The sequence below is a fragment of the Bisbaumannia pacifica genome (genome assembly GCF_007989625.1).
In the GTDB taxonomy this organism is placed as follows: domain Bacteria; phylum Pseudomonadota; class Gammaproteobacteria; order Pseudomonadales; family Halomonadaceae; genus Bisbaumannia; species Bisbaumannia pacifica.
This window is the reverse complement of the sequence record NZ_BJUK01000006.1, coordinates 117,598-135,059: the sequence shown is the minus strand read 5'-3', so window position 1 is coordinate 135,059 and position 17,462 is coordinate 117,598. Positions and strand designations below refer to the sequence as shown.

Below are 17,462 nucleotides of genomic sequence, written 5' to 3'. Positions count from 1 at the left end.
ATGGATGCGAGGAGACTACCCCACCGGCTTGGCCGGGCGCTTCAATTTGCGCATCAGCGCCAGCATGGGCCCCGAGATCACATAGGCGCCGAACAGCAGCAGCAACATCACCGACGGCTGCACCGAGATCACCACGAAGGCCAGCACGATCGCCAGCAGCACGACGAAGGGCACCGGCCCCTTGAAGTCGAACTCCTTGAAACTGTAGTAGCGAATATTGCTGACCATCAGCACGCCGGCCGCGCCGACCACCAGCAGCATCAGCAGCTTGAACCCGAGGGCATCGGCATCGAAATCATGGAAGGTCCAGACGCTGGCCGCCACCAGGGCCGCCGCCGAGGGGCTGGGCAGGCCAATAAACCACTTCTTGTCGACGCTGCCGATCTGCACATTGAAGCGCGCTAGGCGCAGGGCGGCACAGGCGACATAGAGGAAGGCCACCACCCAGCCGGTCTTGCCGATGTCCTGGAGGATCCAGGTGAAGGCCACCAAGGCCGGCGCCACCCCGAAGGAGAGCATGTCCGAGAGGCTGTCATACTCCGCCCCGAAGGCACTCTGGGTGTTGGTCATGCGCGCCACGCGTCCATCCAGGCCATCCAGCAGCATGGCGATAAAGATCGCTACCGCCGCGGCGGTGAAGTCACCATTGATCCCCGCCACCACCGCGAAAAAACCGGAGAAGAGCGCCGAGGTGGTAAACAGATTGGGCAGCAGGTAGATGCCGCGTCGCCGCACCTTCTTGCCATCTTCCACCGCCTCCTCGACCACCTCCGTATCGCGAAGGAAGGCCGAGGCGATATCCTCCTCGGCGAGGTCATCGCGTCGCTGATCGGTGTTGCTGGAATCCTGACTCATAGTTCTCGTCCATTACCGGAAAGGGCAGCCGCCGGATGACCGGCGGCTGCCCCTATTCTACACACCGCGGAGGCTCATACGACACGACGGCCTCATCTGGCGGAAACGCTGAGGGCGCGGCCATGGCCGCGCCCTCGCATTCCAGAACCTCACGCGAAGCGCTTAGTTCTTGGACTTGTCCACCAGCTGGTTGGCGGCGATCCACGGCATCATGCCACGCAGCTTGGCACCCACCTGCTCGATCTCGTGCTCGGCGTTCAGGCGGCGACGCGCGGTCATGGAGGGGTAGTTGGTCTCGCCCTCGTTGATGAACATCTTGGCGTACTCGCCGGTCTGGATACGCTTCAGGGCATTGCGCATGGCGGCACGGGATTCGTCGTTGATCACCTCGGGGCCGGTCACGTACTCACCATACTCCGCGTTGTTGGAGATGGAGTAGTTCATGTTGGCGATGCCGCCCTCGTACATCAGGTCGACGATCAGCTTGAGCTCGTGCAGGCACTCGAAGTAGGCCATCTCCGGGGCGTAGCCCGCCTCGGTGAGGGTCTCGAAGCCAGCCTTGACCAGCTCCACGGCGCCGCCGCACAGCACCGCCTGCTCGCCGAACAGGTCGGTCTCGGTCTCGTCCTTGAAGGTGGTCTCGATGATGCCGCTACGACCACCACCGACGCCGGCGGCGTAGGAGAGCGCCAGCTCCTTGGCGGAACCGGAGGCATCCTGGTGGATGGCGATCAGGTCGGGGATACCACCGCCCTTGACGAACTCGGAGCGCACGGTGTGGCCCGGGGCCTTGGGCGCGATCATGATCACGTCCAGGTCCTTGCGCGGCTCGATCTGGTTGTAGTGGATATTGAAGCCGTGGGCGAAGGCCAGGGTGGCGCCCTGCTTCAGGTTCGGCTCGATCTGGGTCTCGTAGATGGCCTTCTGATTCTCGTCCGGGGCCAGCACCATGACCACGTCGGCGGCCTGGCTGGCCTCTTCGACGGTGGCGACCTTGAGACCGGCGGCCTCGGCCTTGGCGGCGGAGGAGGACCCCGGACGCAGGGCCACGGTGACATCGACGCCGGACTCTTTCAGGTTATTGGCATGGGCATGGCCCTGGGAGCCGTAACCGACGATGGCGACCTTCTTGGCCTGGATCAGCGAGAGATCGCAATCTTTATCGTAATAAACGCGCATGGTGCACTCCTGGAGTCGTTGACCGTAGTGGTTGCGGTGTCAGCGTCGATGGCCACCCGCGCCGTCTAACGCGGCGCTGGGATTGTGGCGTCGGGTCTCGTGCCCGATCGATGGCTTGACTCTACGCCGCGCACTGCGTTGCGTAAAACGCTATATTTGCAATACAACGAACCGAATTGTGAAATAACACCATGGATATGCGCCCCCTCAAGCAGTTCCTGGCCCTCGCCGAGGGCCTGCACTTCGGCCGCGCCAGCGAGGCCTGCCATGTCAGCCCCTCGACCCTGAGCCGCACCATTCGCCAGCTCGAAGAGAGCCTGGGGGTGGCGCTCTTCGAACGGGATAATCGTCACGTGGCCCTGACGCCTCAGGGCCTGCGCTTCCAGGCCTATGCCCGGGAGGCCCTGGAACAGTGGGAACTGGTACGCCACGAACTGATGGAACAGAGCCAGGCCCTGCAGGGGGAGATCAGCATCTACTGCTCGGTGACCGCCAGTTATAGCTTCCTCTACGAGCTGCTCAGCGAGTTTCGCCGCCACCACCCGCGTATCGAGCTCAAGCTGCATACCGGCGACCCGGCGGAGGCCATGGCCCGGGTACTGGCCGGCGAGGAGGACATGGCCATCACCCCGCGTCCCCGGCTGCCTCCCGAGGCCCTGGCCTTCAAGTCGCTGACCCGCTCGCCGCTGGTGTTTATCGCCCCCCGGGAGACCCCGGCATGGCTGCCGGCCACGCCCGAGGAGCCCTCGGCCCGGGCCTGGGCCGAGGTACCGATGATCCTCTCCGAGTCGGGGCTCTCCCGGGAGTATGCCGACACCTGGTTCAAGGCGCTGGGTATCACGCCACGCATCTATGCCCAGGTGGCCGGCCACGAGGCGATCGTCAGCATGGTGGGGCTGGGCTTCGGCATCGGCGTGGTGCCGCAGATCGTGCTGGATAACAGCCCGCTGCGGGCGCGGGTGCGACCGCTGGCGGTCAAGCCGGAGCTGCCCCACTACGATGTGGGCCTGTGTGTGCTGCATCGCCGCCTGAAGAGCCCCCTGCTGAGGGCGCTCTGGCAGCAGGTGGCGGCCCGCTAAACGCAAGCGCCGCCCCGAGGGGCGGCGCTTGTGGTCTGACGGCGGTCAGGCTTACAGGGACAATACCTTATCGCCGCGGGCAATCCCCGACACCCCGGTGCGTGCCACCTCGAGGATGCCGATGGGCGCCATGGCCTGCAGGAAGGCGTCCAATTTGCCGGCATCGCCGGTGATCTGCACCGTGTAGAGGCTGGCGGTCACGTCGACGATCTGCGCGCGGAAAATATCCGCGGTGCGCTTCACCTCGTCGCGGGCGGCCCCCAGGGCCTTGACCTTGACCAGCATCAGCTCGCGCTCGATATGGTTGCCCTCGGTGAGGTCGACCAGCTTGACCACGTCGATCAGCTTGTTGAGGTGCTTGGTGATCTGCTCGATCACCCGGTCGTCGCCCACGGTGGTCACGGTCAACCGCGACAGGGACGGATCCTCGGTGGGCGCCACGTTCAGCGTCTCGATATTGTAGTTACGCTGGGCGAAGAGACCCACCACGCGAGACAGGGCGCCGGGTTCGTTTTCCATCAGGATCGAGATGATATGGCGCATCAGGTTCGCTCCGTCTTCGAAAGCAGCATGTCGCGCATGGAGCCGAGGGGCACCTGCATCGGATAGACGTGTTCACGGGGGTCCACCTGGACATCGAGGAACACCAGCTCGTGCTTGTCGGCGAAGGTGCGTTCCAGCGCCGGCTCGAGCTCGTCCAGGGTCTCCACCCGCAGCGCCGTGAACCCATAGGCCTCGATCAGCTTCTGGAAGTCGGGCAGCGACTCCATGTAGGAGTGGGCGTGGCGAGACTTGTAGTTGAGGTCCTGCCACTGGCGCACCATCCCCAGGGAGGCGTTGTTCAGGTTGACGATTTTCACCCCCACCCCGTACTGCTTACAGGTGGAGAGCTCCTGCATCATCATCTGGAAGCTGCCCTCGCCGGTGACGCAGATCACCTGATCCTCGGGGAAGTTCTGCTTGATGCCCATGGCCGCCGGGAAGCCGAAGCCCATGGTGCCGAGGCCGCCGGAGGTGATGAAACGGTTGGGCTTGTCGAACTTGTAGTACTGGGCCGCGAACATCTGGTGCTGGCCCACGTCGGTGGTGACGAAGGCCTCGCCACGGGTGACCCGACACATCGCCTCGATCACTTCCTGGGGCTTGATCTTCTCGCCGGGCCCCGAGGGCTCGTAGAGCTTGCCGACGCGCTCTTCGCGCCAGCCATCGACCTTCTGCCACCATTCACCGAGGGCCTCGGGATGGGCGATCTCCTTGCCCTGCACCAGGCTGATCATCTCGTTGATCACGCTGCCCGCCGGGCCGACGATGGGCACGTCGGCGCGCACCGTCTTGGAGACCGAGCTGGGGTCGATATCCACGTGGATGATCTTGGCGGTGGGACAGAACTTGGAGGTGTTGTTGGTCACCCGGTCATCGAAGCGCGCGCCGATGGCGATGATCAGGTCGGCATGGTGCATGGCCATGTTCGACTCATAGGAGCCGTGCATGCCCAGCCAGCCCAGGCACTGGCGATCGCCCTGCGGGTAGGCGCCGATGCCCATCAGGGTGGTGGTAATCGGGTAGCCCAGGCGCCGCACCAGATCGGTGAGGGCCTCGCTGGCGCCGCCGCTGACCACGCCGCCGCCGGTGTAGAAGACCGGGCGCTTGGCCTTGAGCATCAGCTCCACGGCCTTCTTGATCTGGCCGGTATGACCGCGGGTCACCGGATTATAGGAGCGCAGCTTGACCTTCTTCGGATAGACGTACTCGTAACGCTCGGTGGGTGACGTCATGTCCTTGGGAATATCCACCACCACCGGGCCGGGGCGGCCGGTGGAGGCCAGGTAGAAGGCCTTCTTCAGCACCTCGGGAATCTCGCTGGGGTGCTTGATGGAGAAGCTGTGCTTCACGATGGGGCGGGTGACCCCAACGATATCGGTCTCCTGGAAGGCGTCATCGCCGATCAGGTGACTCATGACCTGGCCACAGATCACCACCATGGGAATCGAGTCCATGTAGGCGGTGGCGATACCGGTCACGGCATTGGTGGCGCCGGGGCCCGAGGTGACCAGTACCACGCCGGGCTTGCCGGAGGCCCGGGCATAGCCGTCGGCGGCATGGGTGGCGGCCTGTTCGTGCCGCACCAGGATGTGCTTGACCTTGTCCTGACGGAAGAGGGCGTCATAGATATGCAACGCCGCCCCCCCCGGATAGCCATAGATGTATTCGACGCCCTCATCCTGGAGGAAGCGGGCGATCATATCGGCGCCGGAAAGCAGTTCCACTGTGTTTCTCCCCTGGAGGTCTCGAGTGCGAGTCCCCACCGCATCAAGCGGTGGCGGAGTTCGAGTGCGGCGGTACGCCGCTGCCGGCCCATGCCGGCACCTGATGCCAAACCCTGGCTGATGGGGCCCGGTTAGGGCCTGCACTCTCATCGCGGCGGTTCGCCGCGTCGGGGCATTGGCCAGGCCGGGCGGATAGCCCGAACCCGGAAGTCCTTCGGCGGGTAGAGGCCCTGCGGCCTACCCTTCACACGGTATCTGGGGGTCGCCCAGCGGAGTCCGCGCCCGCGATCAGGAACCGTCAAGATTCCAATAGCGTCGCGAGGCTGTCAACCGCCAGGGGAGCTTGAGTAGTCCAAACAGGCCGATTCGGCAAGAATTCTCGCCGCGAGTATCCCCAAAAGCGTGCGGGCCCACCCCGGAGGGTGGGCCCGCGACACTCGATACACCGCTCGATAGTTACTTGTGGAACACCAGATGGCCCTCCTCGGCGTCCACATGGATGGTGTCGCCGGGCAGGTAATGGCCCGCCAGCAGGTCCTGGGCCAGGGGGTTCTCGATACGGCTCTGGATGGCGCGCTTGAGCGGCCGCGCCCCGAATACCGGATCGAAGCCCGCCACGGCGAGCTGGGCCAGGGCCTCGTCGCTGACCGCAAGCTGAAGGTCATGCTCGGCCAGCCGCGCCCGCAGGCGATCGAGCTGGATGCCGGCGATGGCCTGGATCTGCTCCTGGCCGAGGGCGTGGAAGACCACCACTTCGTCGATGCGGTTGATCAGCTCCGGGCGGAAGTGGTTAGCCACTACCTCCATCACCGCGCTCTTCATCTCCTCGTAGTGGCTATCGTCACCGCCGAGGCGCTGAATCACGTCCGAGCCCATGTTGGAGGTCATCACGATCACGGTGTTGCGGAAATCCACGGTGCGCCCCTGGCCGTCGGTGAGGCGGCCGTCCTCCAGCACCTGCAGGAGGATATTGAAGACGTCCGGGTGGGCCTTCTCCACCTCATCGAGCAAGAGCACCGAGTAGGGCTTGCGACGCACCGCCTCGGTCAGGTAGCCGCCCTCCTCGTAGCCCACATAGCCGGGGGGGGCGCCGATCAGCCGCGCCACCGAGTGCTTCTCCATGAACTCCGACATGTCGATGCGCACCATGGCTTCCTCGGTATCGAAGAGGAAGTTGGCCAGCGACTTGCAGAGCTCGGTCTTGCCCACCCCGGTGGGGCCGAGGAACAGGAAGGAGCCGTTGGGGCGGTTGGGGTCGGCGAGGCCGGCCCGGGAGCGGCGCACCGCATTGGCCACCGCCTTGACCGCCTCGTCCTGGCCGATCACGCGCTCGTGGAGCGCCTCCTCCATGCGCAGCAGCTTGTCGCGCTCGCCCTCGAGCATCTTGGCCACCGGGATGCCGGTCCAGCGGGAGACCACCTCGGCGATCTCCTCCTCGGTGACGTTGGAACGCAGCAGCTGGTGCTTGGCGGTGTCCGTCTCGCCCTCCCCGGCCTCCTGGATCTTGCGCTCGAGCTCCGGAATCACCCCGTACTGCAGCTCCGACATGCGCCCCAGGTCGCCCTGGCGGCGCGCCTGCTCCAGCTCCACCCGGGCCCGGTCGAGGGCATCCTTGAACTGGGCCGCGCCCTGGATGCTGGCCTTCTCGGCCTTCCAGATCTCCTCCAGGTCGGCGTACTCCCGAGCCAGCGCCTCGATCTGCTCTTCCAGGGTCTCGAGGCGCTTCTTGGAGGCCTCGTCGGTCTCCTTCTTGAGGTGCTCGCGCTCCATCTTCAGCTGGATCAGGCGGCGATCCAGGCGATCCATCTCCTCGGGCTTGGAGTCGAGCTCCATGCGGATCCGCGAGGAGGCCTCGTCGATCAGGTCGATGGCCTTGTCGGGCAGCTGACGGTCGGTGATATAGCGGCTGGAGAGCTTGGCCGCGGCGATGATGGCGCCGTCGGTGATATCCACCCCGTGGTGGACCTCGTAGCGTTCCTTGAGGCCGCGCAGGATGGCGATGGTGTCCTCCTCGCTGGGCTCGTCCACCAGCACCTTCTGGAAGCGCCGCTCCAGGGCCGCGTCCTTCTCGATGTACTGGCGATACTCGTCCAGGGTGGTGGCGCCCACGCAGTGCAACTCGCCGCGGGCCAGGGCCGGCTTGAGCATGTTGCCGGCGTCCATGGCGCCCTCGGCCTTGCCGGCGCCGACCATGGTGTGCAGCTCGTCGATGAAGAGGATCACCCGGCCCTCTTCCTGGGAGAGCTCCTTGAGCACCGCCTTGAGGCGCTCCTCGAACTCGCCGCGGAACTTGGCTCCGGCCAGCAGCGAGCCCATGTCCAGGGAGAGCACGCGCTTGTCCTTGAGCCCCTCCGGCACCTCGCCGTTGACGATGCGGCTGGCCAGCCCCTCGACGATGGCGGTCTTGCCGACGCCGGGCTCGCCGATCAGCACCGGGTTGTTCTTGGTGCGCCGCTGCAGCACCTGGATGGTGCGGCGAATCTCGTCGTCGCGACCGATCACCGGATCGAGCTTGCCACTGGCCGCCCGCTCGGTGAGGTCCAGGGTGTACTTCTCCAGCGCCTCGCGACTCTCCTCGGCGTTGGCGTCGCTGACCCGCTCGCCGCCGCGCAGGCTGTCGATGGCCGCGCTCAGGGCCTTGGCCTCGAGACCGGCCCGGGCCAGCAGCTTGCTGACCGCATGATTCATCTCCAGGGCCGCCAGCAGCACCAGCTCGCTGGCGATAAATTGATCGCCGCGCTTCTGGGCCTCCCGATCGACCAGGTTGAAGAGCCGTACCAGGTCCCGGGAGGGCTGCACCTCGCCATCGAACTGGCCGACCCGGGGCAGGTCCTCCAGGTATTGCGTGAGGTCGCCGCGCAGCTTGGTGGCGTCCCCGCCGGCCTTCTGCACCAGCGCCTTGATGCCGGTGTCCTGGGCCTCCAGCAGGGCCATCAGCAGGTGGCCGGGATCGATCTGGTTATGGCCATGCCCCACCGCCAGGGACTGGGCCTCGGCAATGGCGGTCTGCAGCTTGCTGGTGAATTTCTCGAAGCGCATCGCTCTCCTCCTTGGGGGTAGCGATACGTTCGGACGCACCGCTTGACCCTCGATCATGTCTTGACCTAATCAATGGAGGTAGGGTAGGCGGCTTTCAAGAGGCACGGAGGGATTAACCGCGGGAGCTTGATATATATCAAGCTCCCGGCGAAGCCGGGCTAGCGCAGCCAGATCACGCTGGCCATGCGGCCGGTCTGGCCGTCGTCGCGGCGGTGGGAGTAGAAGCGCGGTTCGCAGGCGGTGCAGAAGTGGCCGCCGCTGATCTGACCGATTCCCAGGCGCTCCAGGCGCAACCGCGCCAGGCGGTAGATATCCGCCATATAGTGGCCCAGGCGATAGGGGCTAGGCTCGAAGGCCTCGGCGGCCTCGGGCTGGAAGGCGACGAAGGCCTCGAAGACCTCGGGCCCCACCTCGAATTGCGCCTTGGAAATGGCCGGCCCCAGCCACGCCATCAGCTCCTCCGGCTCGCAGCGCAGGGACGCCACCGTGGCCTCCAGCACGCCGCCGGCCAGGCCCCGCCAGCCGGCATGGGCCAGGCCGACCCGGGTACCGCGGCGATCGCAGAAGAACACCGGCAGGCAGTCGGCGGTCTGCACCACGCAGGCATAGCGTTGATCCAGGGCCACGGCGGCATCCGCCTGGGGGATATCCGCCACATACCCCAGCTGCACCTTGGCGCCATGCACCTGATCGAGCCACAGCAGGGGGCGGTCGTCATCCAGCTCGGCGCGCAGCAGTTCCCGGCAGCGCTCGACCATGGCCGGCTCGTCGCCCACATGGCGGGCGGTATTGAAGGCCGCGAAGGGCCCCTGGCTGGGGCCGGTCTCGCGGGTGGTCACGAAGGCCCCCACGGTGCTGGGCGCCGGCCAGTCCGGGAGCAGCAGCGTGGGCTGCAGGGCGGCGTCGTAGGCGTCGTTCATCACACCCCCTCGCTGTCGTCGCGCAGGTAATCGAGCAGCGCCAGCATATCGTCCGGCAGGGGCGCCCGAAAGGTGACCGCTTCGCCGCTGACGGGGTGGATGAAAGCCAGCTTGCGGGCATGCAGCGCCTGGCGTGGGAAGAGCCGCAGCAGCTCCTTGAGCTCATCCGCGGCCCCCGGCGGCAGCTTGAGGCGCCCGCCATAGACCGGGTCCCCCACCAGGGGGTAACGCAGGTGCGCCAGGTGCACGCGAATCTGGTGGGTACGCCCGGTCTCCAGTCGGCAACGCACATGGGTATGGCCCCGGAAGCGCTCCACCACCCGGTAGTGGGTCACCGCCGGCTTGCCGCCGGTGACCACCGCCTGGCGCTTGCGATCCTTGGGGTGGCGGCCGATCGGCGCGTCCACCTTGCCGCCGGCGGTCATCACCCCGGCGACCACGGCGTCGTACTCCCGGGAGACCGTTCGCGCCTGGAGCTGCTCCACCAGGGCCGCCTGGGCGCTCAGGGTCTTGGCCACCACCATCAGGCCAGTGGTGTCCTTGTCGAGGCGATGCACGATGCCGGCCCGGGGCACCTGGGACAGGCTCGGGCAGTGGTGCAGCAAGGCATTGAGCAGGGTGCCATCGGGGTTGCCCGCCGCGGGATGCACCACCAGGTCGGCAGGCTTGTCGATCACCAGTACCGCCTCGTCCTCGTGGACGATCGTCAGGTCGATGGCCTGGGCCCGGTGCTGGGCGGTCTGCTCCTCCAACTCGGCCTCCAGGCGCAGGATCTCGCCGCCATAGACCTTGGCCTTGGGCCGCGCCGGCGCGCCGTCCAGGGTCAGGGCCCCCTGCAGGATCCATTGCTTGAGGCGTTCCCGGGAGAAGTCGCCGAACAGTTCCGCCGCCGCCTGGTCCAGGCGCTGGCCGGCCTGGGCGTCGAGCACGCGGGCTTCACGATTGAGAATCTCGGGCATGGGTCTGGCGTTGGCCTCTGCTAACACCCGGTTTCCCCGCTGGGGCCTGGGTGTTTTATAGTGGGTGCTTTATAGTGGGGCGATTCTACCACGGCCCCCGGGTTGTTTGATGCGAGGATGATAATGCGCGTTTTTACCAGCGGCACCCGGCTCGGTGCCTTCGCCCTGGCCGCCCTGCTGCTCGCCGGCTGCGCCTCCACCAGCGAGAGCGTTCCCGAGCTCGAGGAGCAGGCACTCTACGAGCAGGCCCGCAGCTCCCTGGAGCGCGGCCACTACACCACCGCCCTGAACGAGCTGGAAGCACTGGATACCCGCTTCCCCTTCGGTGACTATGCCGAGCAGACCCAGCTCGACCTGATCTATGCCTACTACCAGAACGATAACTGGGAGGCCACCCGCGCCGCGGCGAACCGTTTCATTCGCCTGAACCCCAGCCATCCCCAGGCGGACTACGCCCTCTACCTGCGCGGCCTGGCCTCCTGGCAGGCGGGACGCTTCAGCCTCGAGCGGTTGCGCCTGATCGATATCTCCAAGCGCGACCTGGGCGCCAGCCGTGACGCCTACACCGATTTCCGCGTCTTGGTGGAGCGCTACCCGCAGAGCGAGTACGCCCCGGATGCCCGCCAGCGCATCGTCTACCTGCGCAACCTGTTGGCCCGTCATGAGCTGCATGTGGCCGACTACTACCTGCGCCGCGGCGCCTACCTGGCCGCCGTGGAGCGTGGCCGCTGGGTGATCGAGAACTATCCCCAGACGCCGGCCACCCGGGATGCCCTGGCGGTGATGGTGGAGGGCTACATGGGCCTGGAGATGAGTGATCGGGCCCGGGAGGTGCTGCGCACCCTGATCGACAATGCCCCCGACCACGAGCAGCTGCGTGGGCGCAGCTTCCAGCCGAAGCATATCGAGGCACCGGCGATCTCGGCCTAGGCAGTCGCCCTCGATCGCCTATCAGCGCCACTCGGCAAGACGCCACCCCTCGGGGTGGCGTCTTGCGTTGGCCGGGCGGGTTACTCGCCGGGCTGCCAGCCATTGACGATAGGATAGCGGCGATCGCGGCCGAAGCCCCGCGGCGTGACCCGCACCCCCACCGGCGCCTGGCGCCGCTTGTACTCGCAGCGATCCACCAGGCGCACCACCCGATAGACGTCGTCGCGGTCGAAGCCGGCGGCGATGATCGCCTCGGCGCTCATGTCGCCCTCGATATAGCGCACCAGGATGGCGTCCAGGGTATCGTAGTCGGGCAGGGAGTCACTGTCCTGCTGATCCGGCGCCAGCTCGGCGGAGGGCGGGCGCTCGATGACCCGCTCGGGGATCGCCGGCTCCTGGGCATTGCGCCAGCGGGCCAGGCGATAGACCCAGGTCTTGTAGACGTCCTTGAGGGCGTTGTAGCCCCCCACCATGTCGCCGTAGAGGGTGGCATAGCCCACCGCCATCTCGCTCTTGTTGCCGGTGGTCAGCACCATCAGCCCCTTCTTGTTGGAGATCGCCATCAGCAGCACCCCGCGGGTACGCGACTGCAGGTTCTCCTCGGTGGTGTCCCGCTCGGTGCCGGCGAAGCTCTCCGCCAGGGTCGCACCGAAGGCTTCCACCATGGGGGCGATGGGCAGCACCTCGTAGTGCACGCCGAGCAGCCGCGCCTGCTCGGCGGCATCCTCCTGGGAGATCTCGGCGGTATAGTGATAGGGCATCATCACCGCCTGGACCCGCTCGGGCCCCAGGGCGTCCACGGCGATGGCCAGCGACAATGCCGAGTCGATGCCCCCGGAGAGGCCCAGCACCACGCCCCGGAAGCCGCTCTTGTTGACGTAGTCGCGTAGCCCGGTGACCAGGGCGCAGTAGAGGTTCTCCTCGGCGTCGGGCACCGCTACGCATTCGCCGGCCTGGGGCACCCAGAGGCCATCGATATTGACGAGCTGTACCGGCATCAGCCCCACCTCCCAGTGGGGCGCCTGGACCCGCAGTGCCCCCTCGGCGTCGACGCAGGCCGAGCCACCATCGAAGACCAGCTCGTCCTGGCCGCCGATCATGTTGGCATAGACCAGGGGACGACGCGCCTCGGCGGCCCGCGCCTCGAGTAGCGCCAGGCGCTCGGCGGGCTTGTCATGGTGGAAGGGCGAGGCGTTGAGGCTGACCAGGATATCGGCCCCGGCATCCCGCGCCTGGAGCACCGGCGTCTCGGCCCACAGGTCCTCGCAGATCAGGATGCCCAGGCGCACGCCGAGGTGGTCGATCACCAGGGGCTCATGGCCCGCCTCGAAATAGCGCTGCTCGTCGAAGACCTGATAGTTGGGCAGGCTCTGCTTGGCGTACTCATCGAGCCATTCGCCGTTGTAGAGCAGGCCGGCCAGGTTATAGCGCTTGCCCTCGCGAATGCCGGGGTAGCCGACGATCACCAGCACGCCGGAGGCGACCTTCTCGGCCATCCTCGCCCGCGCCTCGCGCAGGCGGCTCTCCATGGAAGGGCGCAGCAGCAGGTCCTCCGGCGGATAGCCGGTCAGGCACAGCTCCGGCAGCACCACGATATCGGCCCCGTGCTCGATCCGGGCTTCCCGCACCGCCTCGATGGCGCGCGCGGTATTGCCGGGAATATCGCCGACCAAAGGGTCGAGTTGGGCCATCACCAGCGTCAGGTCTTGCATGGTCGCGGAAATCTCTCGAAACTCTCGGGTAGTCGACATTGTCCCGCATGGCCGCTCCGGTAGCAAAGCCAAGCCGCCCGACCAGGGAGCCACCCTAGGATGAATCTCTTGCTGATACGCCTGATCATCTTCGCCGTGCTGTTCTTCGCCGGCCTCAAGCTCTATCGCATCTACCGGGAATGGAAACTCGACCGGGACGACCTACTGAGCCCCGACGAGGGGACCGCCAGCCAGGGCCAGATGGTGCGCTGCCGCTATTGCCAGGTGCATTTACCCGAAACCGATGCCCTGCGCGAGCGGGGCGACTGGTTCTGCAGCAGCGCCCATCGCGACAAGTACCTGGAAGAGCAGAAAAGCGACTAGCGGCTAGGCACGGCCTAGCCGCGGGGCGTGCTTAGGGCATAGGGCGCCGGGTCGAGGATCGGCTCGCGGCCCAACAGGCCATCCACCAGCAAGCGGGTCGAGGCCGGTGCCAATACCAGGCCATTGCGGTAGTGCCCCGCATTGACGTGCAGGTTGCTGAAGCCGGGGGCGGCGCCGATAAAGGGCACGCCATCCGGGGAGCCGGGGCGCAGCCCCGCCCAGTGGTGCTCGACCTGGCACTCGGCCAACGCCGGGACGATGGCGGTGGCACTCTCCCATAGCGAGTCACGGGCGGCCTCGGTGGTCCCCTGGTCGAAGCCCACTTCCTCCAGGGTCGAGCCGGCCAGCACCCGGCCATCGGCACGGGGGATCACGTAGCGCCCGTCCATCAGCACCACCCGCTTGACCAGGCCCGGTGGCGCCCGGAACAGGATCATCTGGCCGCGCACCGGGCGCACCGCCAGCGCCACGCCCACCCCGGCCAGCAGGTCCGCGGCCCAGGCCCCCCCACAGACCACGATCTGCTGCCCGGCGATGGGGCCGGTGGCGGTCTCTACCGCCGTGATCCGTCCCCCTGCGGCGCGCAGCCCCGTCACCTCGGTCTGCTCGCGCAGCTCCACCCGCGGCATGGCCGCCAGCCGTATCCGCAGGGCACGCACCAGGCGTGGGTTGCGGATGCTGCCCAGGGTCGGCATCCACAGGGCCTCGTCGCAGCCGGGGGCCGCCGCCGGCTCCTTGTCATAGAGAAAGTCGGCTCCCACCCGCTCCAGGGGCTTGCCCACCTCCCGAGCCCAGGCCAGGGCACGCGCCTCGTCGTCAACGCGCAGATAGAGCAGCCCCTTCTGCCGGTACTCAGGATCGACCCCGGTCTCCTCCAGCAGGCGCAGGGCCAACTCCGGGTAGTAGCCCTCGGACCAGCTCGAGAGCCGCGAGATGGGGGCACTGTAGCGCCAGGGATAGAGGGGCGAGACGATCCCGCCCCCGGCCCAGGAGGACTCCTGGCCACAGGACTGGCGCTCCACCAGGGTCACCTCATGGCCGGCATCGGCCAATTGCAGGGCGCTCATCATGCCGATGACGCCCCCTCCCACGATTACGAAATCACTCACGGCACTCTTCCGTTCCGGCTGACAGGCAGGATCGCGGTGCGAACTAGGGTTAATGAATCACCCCTTGGTTGAGGAGCGATCCGGGAGGGCAAGATGCGCCCCGAGATCCAGGATGTTGTATACAGTACCGGCAAGGCCCCCCGGCAGGCAAAGGGGCTGACCCTGATCGAGCTGCTGGTGACCATCGCCATCGCCGCCATCCTCGCCACCTGGGCCCTGCCTAGCTATCAGCGCTTCAGCGCTCGCAACGAGGTGGCCGCCGAGGTGCTGCGCCTCAAGACCGCCCTGGCCCAGGCCCGCAATACCGCCGTGACGCGCCGCACCACCATCACCGTCTGCCCCAGCCGGGATCGCCTGGCCTGCGATGGCGCCGACTGGGCGGCGCCCCTGGTCATCGTCCAGGGTAGCGCCGACGATGGCGACCTGAGCGATGCGCCCCTGCTGAAGGAGCTGCCTCCGGGGCGCGGCACTCGGGTCAGCTTCCGCCAGGACCTGCGACCGGTGCGCTATACCGCCCTGGGCCGCTCGGCGGGACACAACGGTACCTTCCGCGTCTGCGGGCGCCTGGGAACCGGCGCCCAGGTGATCCTCAGCAACCTGGGACGGGTGCGCGTGGTCTCCACGCCGGATTGCTGACCCCTAAACGACGACGCCCCCGCGAATGCGGGGGCGTCGTCGTGCCACAGGCGTCGCTTATTCGGCGACTTCCGCCTCGAAGGCCGCCTTCTCTTCCGCGGTGATCTCCTTGATGGAGAGCTTGACGCGGTTGCGGTTGTCGATATCCAGCACCTTGACGATCACCTCATCCCCCTCGTTGAGGAAGTCGCGGACGTCATTGACCCGCTCCGGGACGATCTGGGAGATATGCACCAGGCCGTCGGTGCCCGGCATGATATTGACGAAGGCACCGAAGTCGGCGATACGCACCACCTTGCCCTTGTAGAGCTTGCCGATCTCCGCCTCGGCGGTGATCTCCAGGACGATATCGATGGCCGCCTTGGCCGCCGCCTTGTCGTCGGCGTAGATGCGCACGGTGCCGTCGTCGTCCAGGTCGATGGAGGCGCCGGTGTCGTCGCAGATCTTGCGGATGGTGGCGCCGCCCTTGCCGATGACGTCGCGGATCTTCTCCGGATCGATCTTGATGGTGGCCATGGAAGGCGCGTTCTCGGAGAGCTCGTCGCGGCTCTGGTCGATCACGGCATTCATCTGCTGGAGGATATGCAGACGGGCGTCGTAGGCCTGCTGCAGGGCAAGTTCCATGATCTCCTCGTTGATGCCCTCGATCTTGATGTCCATCTGCAGGGCGGTGACGCCCTCGGCGGAACCGGCCACCTTGAAGTCCATGTCGCCCAGGTGGTCCTCGTCACCGAGGATATCGGTGAGCACGGCAAACTTCTCGCCATCCTTGACCAGACCCATGGCGATCCCCGCCACCGGGGCCTTGAGGGGCACGCCGGCATCCATCAGCGCCAGGGAGGTGCCGCACACCGAGGCCATGGAGCTGGAGCCGTTGGACTCGGTGATCTCGGAGACCACGCGGATGGTGTAGGGGAAATCGTCCTCGGCAGGCAGCATGGCCTGGACGCCACGACGGGCCAGGCGGCCGTGGCCGATCTCGCGACGCTTGGGCCCGCCCATGAAGCCGGCCTCGCCCACGCAGTAGGGGGGGAAGTTGTAGTGCAGCAGGAAACGATCCTTGCGCTCGCCCTCCAGGGACTCGATCAGCTGCGCATCGCGCAGGGTGCCCAGGGTGGCGATGACGATGGCCTGGGTCTCGCCGCGGGTAAAAATGGCGGAGCCATGGGTCTTGGGCAGGCTGCCCACCTCGATGGCCAGCGGACGCACGGTCTTGTGGTCGCGGCCGTCGATACGCGGCTCGCCGTTGGTGACCCGGGCACGCACCACGCGCTTCTCCAGGCTGGCGAAGGCGCCCTTCACCTCGTCGGCATCGAACTGACCTTCGCCCTCGCCGGCCAGTTGCTCGACGGCTTCGGCCTTGGCGGCGCTGAGGGCATCCTGGCGGGCCATCTTGTCGGTGATGCGATAGGCTTCACCCACCTTGGCCTCGAAGCCGGCGGTGATGGCCTCCTTGAGGGCGGTATTTTCCGCCGCCGGCTGCCAGTCCCACTTGGGCTTGCCGGCCTCGGCGACCAGCTCGTTGATGGCCTGGATGGCCACCTGCATCTCCTGGTGACCGAAGAGCACGGCACCCAGCATCTCGTCCTCGAGCAGCTCCTTGGCCTCGGACTCGACCATCAGCACCGCCTTCTCGGTGCCGGCCACCACCATGTCCAGCTCGGAGGTGGTGAGTTCCTCGACGCTGGGGTTGAGGAAGTAGCCCTTGTCTTCGCTGAAACCGACCCGCGCGGCGGCGATGGGGCCGTTGAAGGGAATCCCGGAGATGGCCAGGGCCGCGGAGGTGCCCAGCATGGCGGCGATATCCGGGTCCTGGTTGCGATCCGCGGAGAGCACGGTACAGATCACCTGGACTTCATTCATGAAGCCCTTGGGGAAGAGCGGACGGATCGGGCGGTCGATCAGTCGAGAGGTGAGGGTTTCCTTCTCGGTCGGACGCCCTTCGCGCTTGAAGAAGCCACCGGGGATCTTGCCCACGGCATAGGTCTTCTCCTGGTAGTGGACCGACAGCGGGAAGAAGGGCTGATTCGGGTTCGCCTCCTTCTTGCCCACCACGGTGCACAGCACCACGGTATCGTCCATGGTGACCTGCACGGCGCCGGTGGCCTGGCGGGCGATGCGGCCGGTCTCGAGGGTGACGGTGCTACGACCGTACTGGAATGTTTTCTTTACCGGGTTCACGGTGACGTCCTTACCTTTCGATGCGTTTTCATTTGCGGTCTACTCGACTCGGCGATCATTTTAGGGCCTGCCGCCCCCAAGGGCCACCGCAACCGCTTTTCCGCCAAAGACAAAAAACGGGCAGCCCCTGAGGGCTACCCGTTTTTCGAGACCTGAAAGAAAAGGCGGATTTCGCGTTACGAGCGATGAGAGGCTGGCTGCCGCCGGAGCGCAGGAACCGGAGTGTAGCCTGC

The 17,462-nt window shown here is 66.6% G+C and carries 14 protein-coding genes; 4 read left to right on the top strand and 10 right to left on the bottom strand.

Annotated features, from left to right (window positions below; genetic code table 11):
* Positions 1-15: 15 nt before the first annotated feature.
* Both pssA and ilvC read right to left on the bottom strand, forming a co-directional pair.
* Positions 16-855 (bottom strand): CDP-diacylglycerol--serine O-phosphatidyltransferase, encoded by an 840-nt coding sequence (gene pssA / locus HPA02_RS04085; RefSeq protein WP_146801804.1) that lies wholly within the window; start codon positions 853-855, stop codon positions 16-18.
* 162 nt (positions 856-1,017) lie between these two features.
* Positions 1,018-2,034, bottom strand: a complete 1,017-nt coding sequence (ilvC, locus tag HPA02_RS04080; RefSeq protein WP_146801803.1) for a ketol-acid reductoisomerase — start codon at positions 2,032-2,034, stop codon at positions 1,018-1,020.
* 191 nt (positions 2,035-2,225) lie between these two features.
* Between ilvC and ilvY the strand changes: the two genes are divergently transcribed.
* Positions 2,226-3,113, top strand: a complete 888-nt coding sequence (ilvY, locus tag HPA02_RS04075) for an HTH-type transcriptional activator IlvY (protein ID WP_146801802.1) — start codon at positions 2,226-2,228, stop codon at positions 3,111-3,113.
* A gap of 51 nt (positions 3,114-3,164) precedes the next feature.
* Here ilvY and ilvN read toward each other — a convergent pair whose 3' ends face one another.
* The 5 genes from ilvN to rluD form a co-directional block, all read right to left on the bottom strand.
* Entirely contained in the window at positions 3,165-3,656 is a 492-nt protein-coding gene (ilvN, locus tag HPA02_RS04070) for an acetolactate synthase small subunit (protein ID WP_146801801.1), read from the bottom strand.
* Positions 3,656-5,380 carry an acetolactate synthase 3 large subunit gene (locus tag HPA02_RS04065; RefSeq protein WP_146801800.1) on the bottom strand — a complete coding sequence of 575 codons (1,725 nt, stop codon included), beginning with the start codon at positions 5,378-5,380 and terminating at the stop codon, positions 3,656-3,658. Before HPA02_RS04065 ends, ilvN begins: the two co-directional genes overlap by 1 nt.
* Before the next feature lie 456 nt (positions 5,381-5,836).
* Positions 5,837-8,419 (bottom strand): ATP-dependent chaperone ClpB, encoded by a 2,583-nt coding sequence (clpB, locus tag HPA02_RS04060; RefSeq protein ID WP_146801799.1) that lies wholly within the window; start codon positions 8,417-8,419, stop codon positions 5,837-5,839.
* 158 nt (positions 8,420-8,577) lie between these two features.
* Positions 8,578-9,339 carry a peptidoglycan editing factor PgeF gene (gene pgeF / locus HPA02_RS04055; RefSeq protein WP_146801798.1) on the bottom strand — a complete coding sequence of 254 codons (762 nt, stop codon included), beginning with the start codon at positions 9,337-9,339 and terminating at the stop codon, positions 8,578-8,580.
* A complete protein-coding gene (gene rluD / locus HPA02_RS04050) occupies positions 9,339-10,298 on the bottom strand; it encodes a 23S rRNA pseudouridine(1911/1915/1917) synthase RluD (RefSeq protein WP_146801797.1) in 960 nt (319 codons plus the stop codon). Before rluD ends, pgeF begins: the two co-directional genes overlap by 1 nt.
* 123 nt (positions 10,299-10,421) lie before the next feature.
* On the opposite strand from rluD, the gene HPA02_RS04045 reads away from it, so the two are divergent.
* A complete protein-coding gene (locus HPA02_RS04045) occupies positions 10,422-11,228 on the top strand; it encodes an outer membrane protein assembly factor BamD (RefSeq protein ID WP_146801796.1) in 807 nt (268 codons plus the stop codon).
* Positions 11,229-11,308: 80 nt separating this feature from the next.
* Here the strand turns inward: HPA02_RS04045 and HPA02_RS04040 are convergent, their stop codons facing one another.
* Positions 11,309-12,940, bottom strand: a complete 1,632-nt coding sequence (locus HPA02_RS04040; RefSeq protein ID WP_146801795.1) for an NAD+ synthase — start codon at positions 12,938-12,940, stop codon at positions 11,309-11,311.
* A gap of 99 nt (positions 12,941-13,039) precedes the next feature.
* Here HPA02_RS04040 and HPA02_RS04035 point away from each other — a divergent pair, with 99 nt between their 5' ends.
* The gene (locus HPA02_RS04035) at positions 13,040-13,303 is read left to right on the top strand and encodes a PP0621 family protein (RefSeq protein WP_146801794.1); all 264 of its coding nucleotides are present in this window, start codon (positions 13,040-13,042) and stop codon (positions 13,301-13,303) included.
* Positions 13,304-13,317: 14 nt separating this feature from the next.
* Here the strand turns inward: HPA02_RS04035 and thiO are convergent, their stop codons facing one another.
* A complete protein-coding gene (gene thiO, locus HPA02_RS04030) occupies positions 13,318-14,412 on the bottom strand; it encodes a glycine oxidase ThiO (RefSeq protein ID WP_146801793.1) in 1,095 nt (364 codons plus the stop codon).
* A 93-nt stretch (positions 14,413-14,505) separates the two neighbouring features.
* On the opposite strand from thiO, the gene HPA02_RS04025 reads away from it, so the two are divergent.
* Positions 14,506-15,048 carry a GspH/FimT family pseudopilin gene (locus tag HPA02_RS04025; RefSeq protein ID WP_146801792.1) on the top strand — a complete coding sequence of 181 codons (543 nt, stop codon included), beginning with the start codon at positions 14,506-14,508 and terminating at the stop codon, positions 15,046-15,048.
* A gap of 57 nt (positions 15,049-15,105) precedes the next feature.
* Here the strand turns inward: HPA02_RS04025 and pnp are convergent, their stop codons facing one another.
* Positions 15,106-17,229, bottom strand: a complete 2,124-nt coding sequence (gene pnp, locus HPA02_RS04020) for a polyribonucleotide nucleotidyltransferase (RefSeq protein ID WP_146801791.1) — start codon at positions 17,227-17,229, stop codon at positions 15,106-15,108.
* Positions 17,230-17,462: the final 233 nt, after the last annotated feature.

Coding starts and splice junctions, on each gene's coding strand:
- pssA (WP_146801804.1), bottom strand. CDS start 855: ATGAGTCAGGATTCCAGCAACACCGATCAGCGACGCGATGACCTCGCC.
- ilvC (WP_146801803.1), bottom strand. CDS start 2,034: ATGCGCGTTTATTACGATAAAGATTGCGATCTCTCGCTGATCCAGGCC.
- ilvY (WP_146801802.1), top strand. CDS start 2,226: ATGGATATGCGCCCCCTCAAGCAGTTCCTGGCCCTCGCCGAGGGCCTG.
- ilvN (WP_146801801.1), bottom strand. CDS start 3,656: ATGCGCCATATCATCTCGATCCTGATGGAAAACGAACCCGGCGCCCTG.
- clpB (WP_146801799.1), bottom strand. CDS start 8,419: ATGCGCTTCGAGAAATTCACCAGCAAGCTGCAGACCGCCATTGCCGAG.
- pgeF (WP_146801798.1), bottom strand. CDS start 9,339: ATGAACGACGCCTACGACGCCGCCCTGCAGCCCACGCTGCTGCTCCCG.
- rluD (WP_146801797.1), bottom strand. CDS start 10,298: ATGCCCGAGATTCTCAATCGTGAAGCCCGCGTGCTCGACGCCCAGGCC.
- HPA02_RS04045 (WP_146801796.1), top strand. CDS start 10,422: ATGCGCGTTTTTACCAGCGGCACCCGGCTCGGTGCCTTCGCCCTGGCC.
- HPA02_RS04040 (WP_146801795.1), bottom strand. CDS start 12,940: ATGCAAGACCTGACGCTGGTGATGGCCCAACTCGACCCTTTGGTCGGC.
- HPA02_RS04035 (WP_146801794.1), top strand. CDS start 13,040: ATGAATCTCTTGCTGATACGCCTGATCATCTTCGCCGTGCTGTTCTTC.
- HPA02_RS04025 (WP_146801792.1), top strand. CDS start 14,506: ATGCGCCCCGAGATCCAGGATGTTGTATACAGTACCGGCAAGGCCCCC.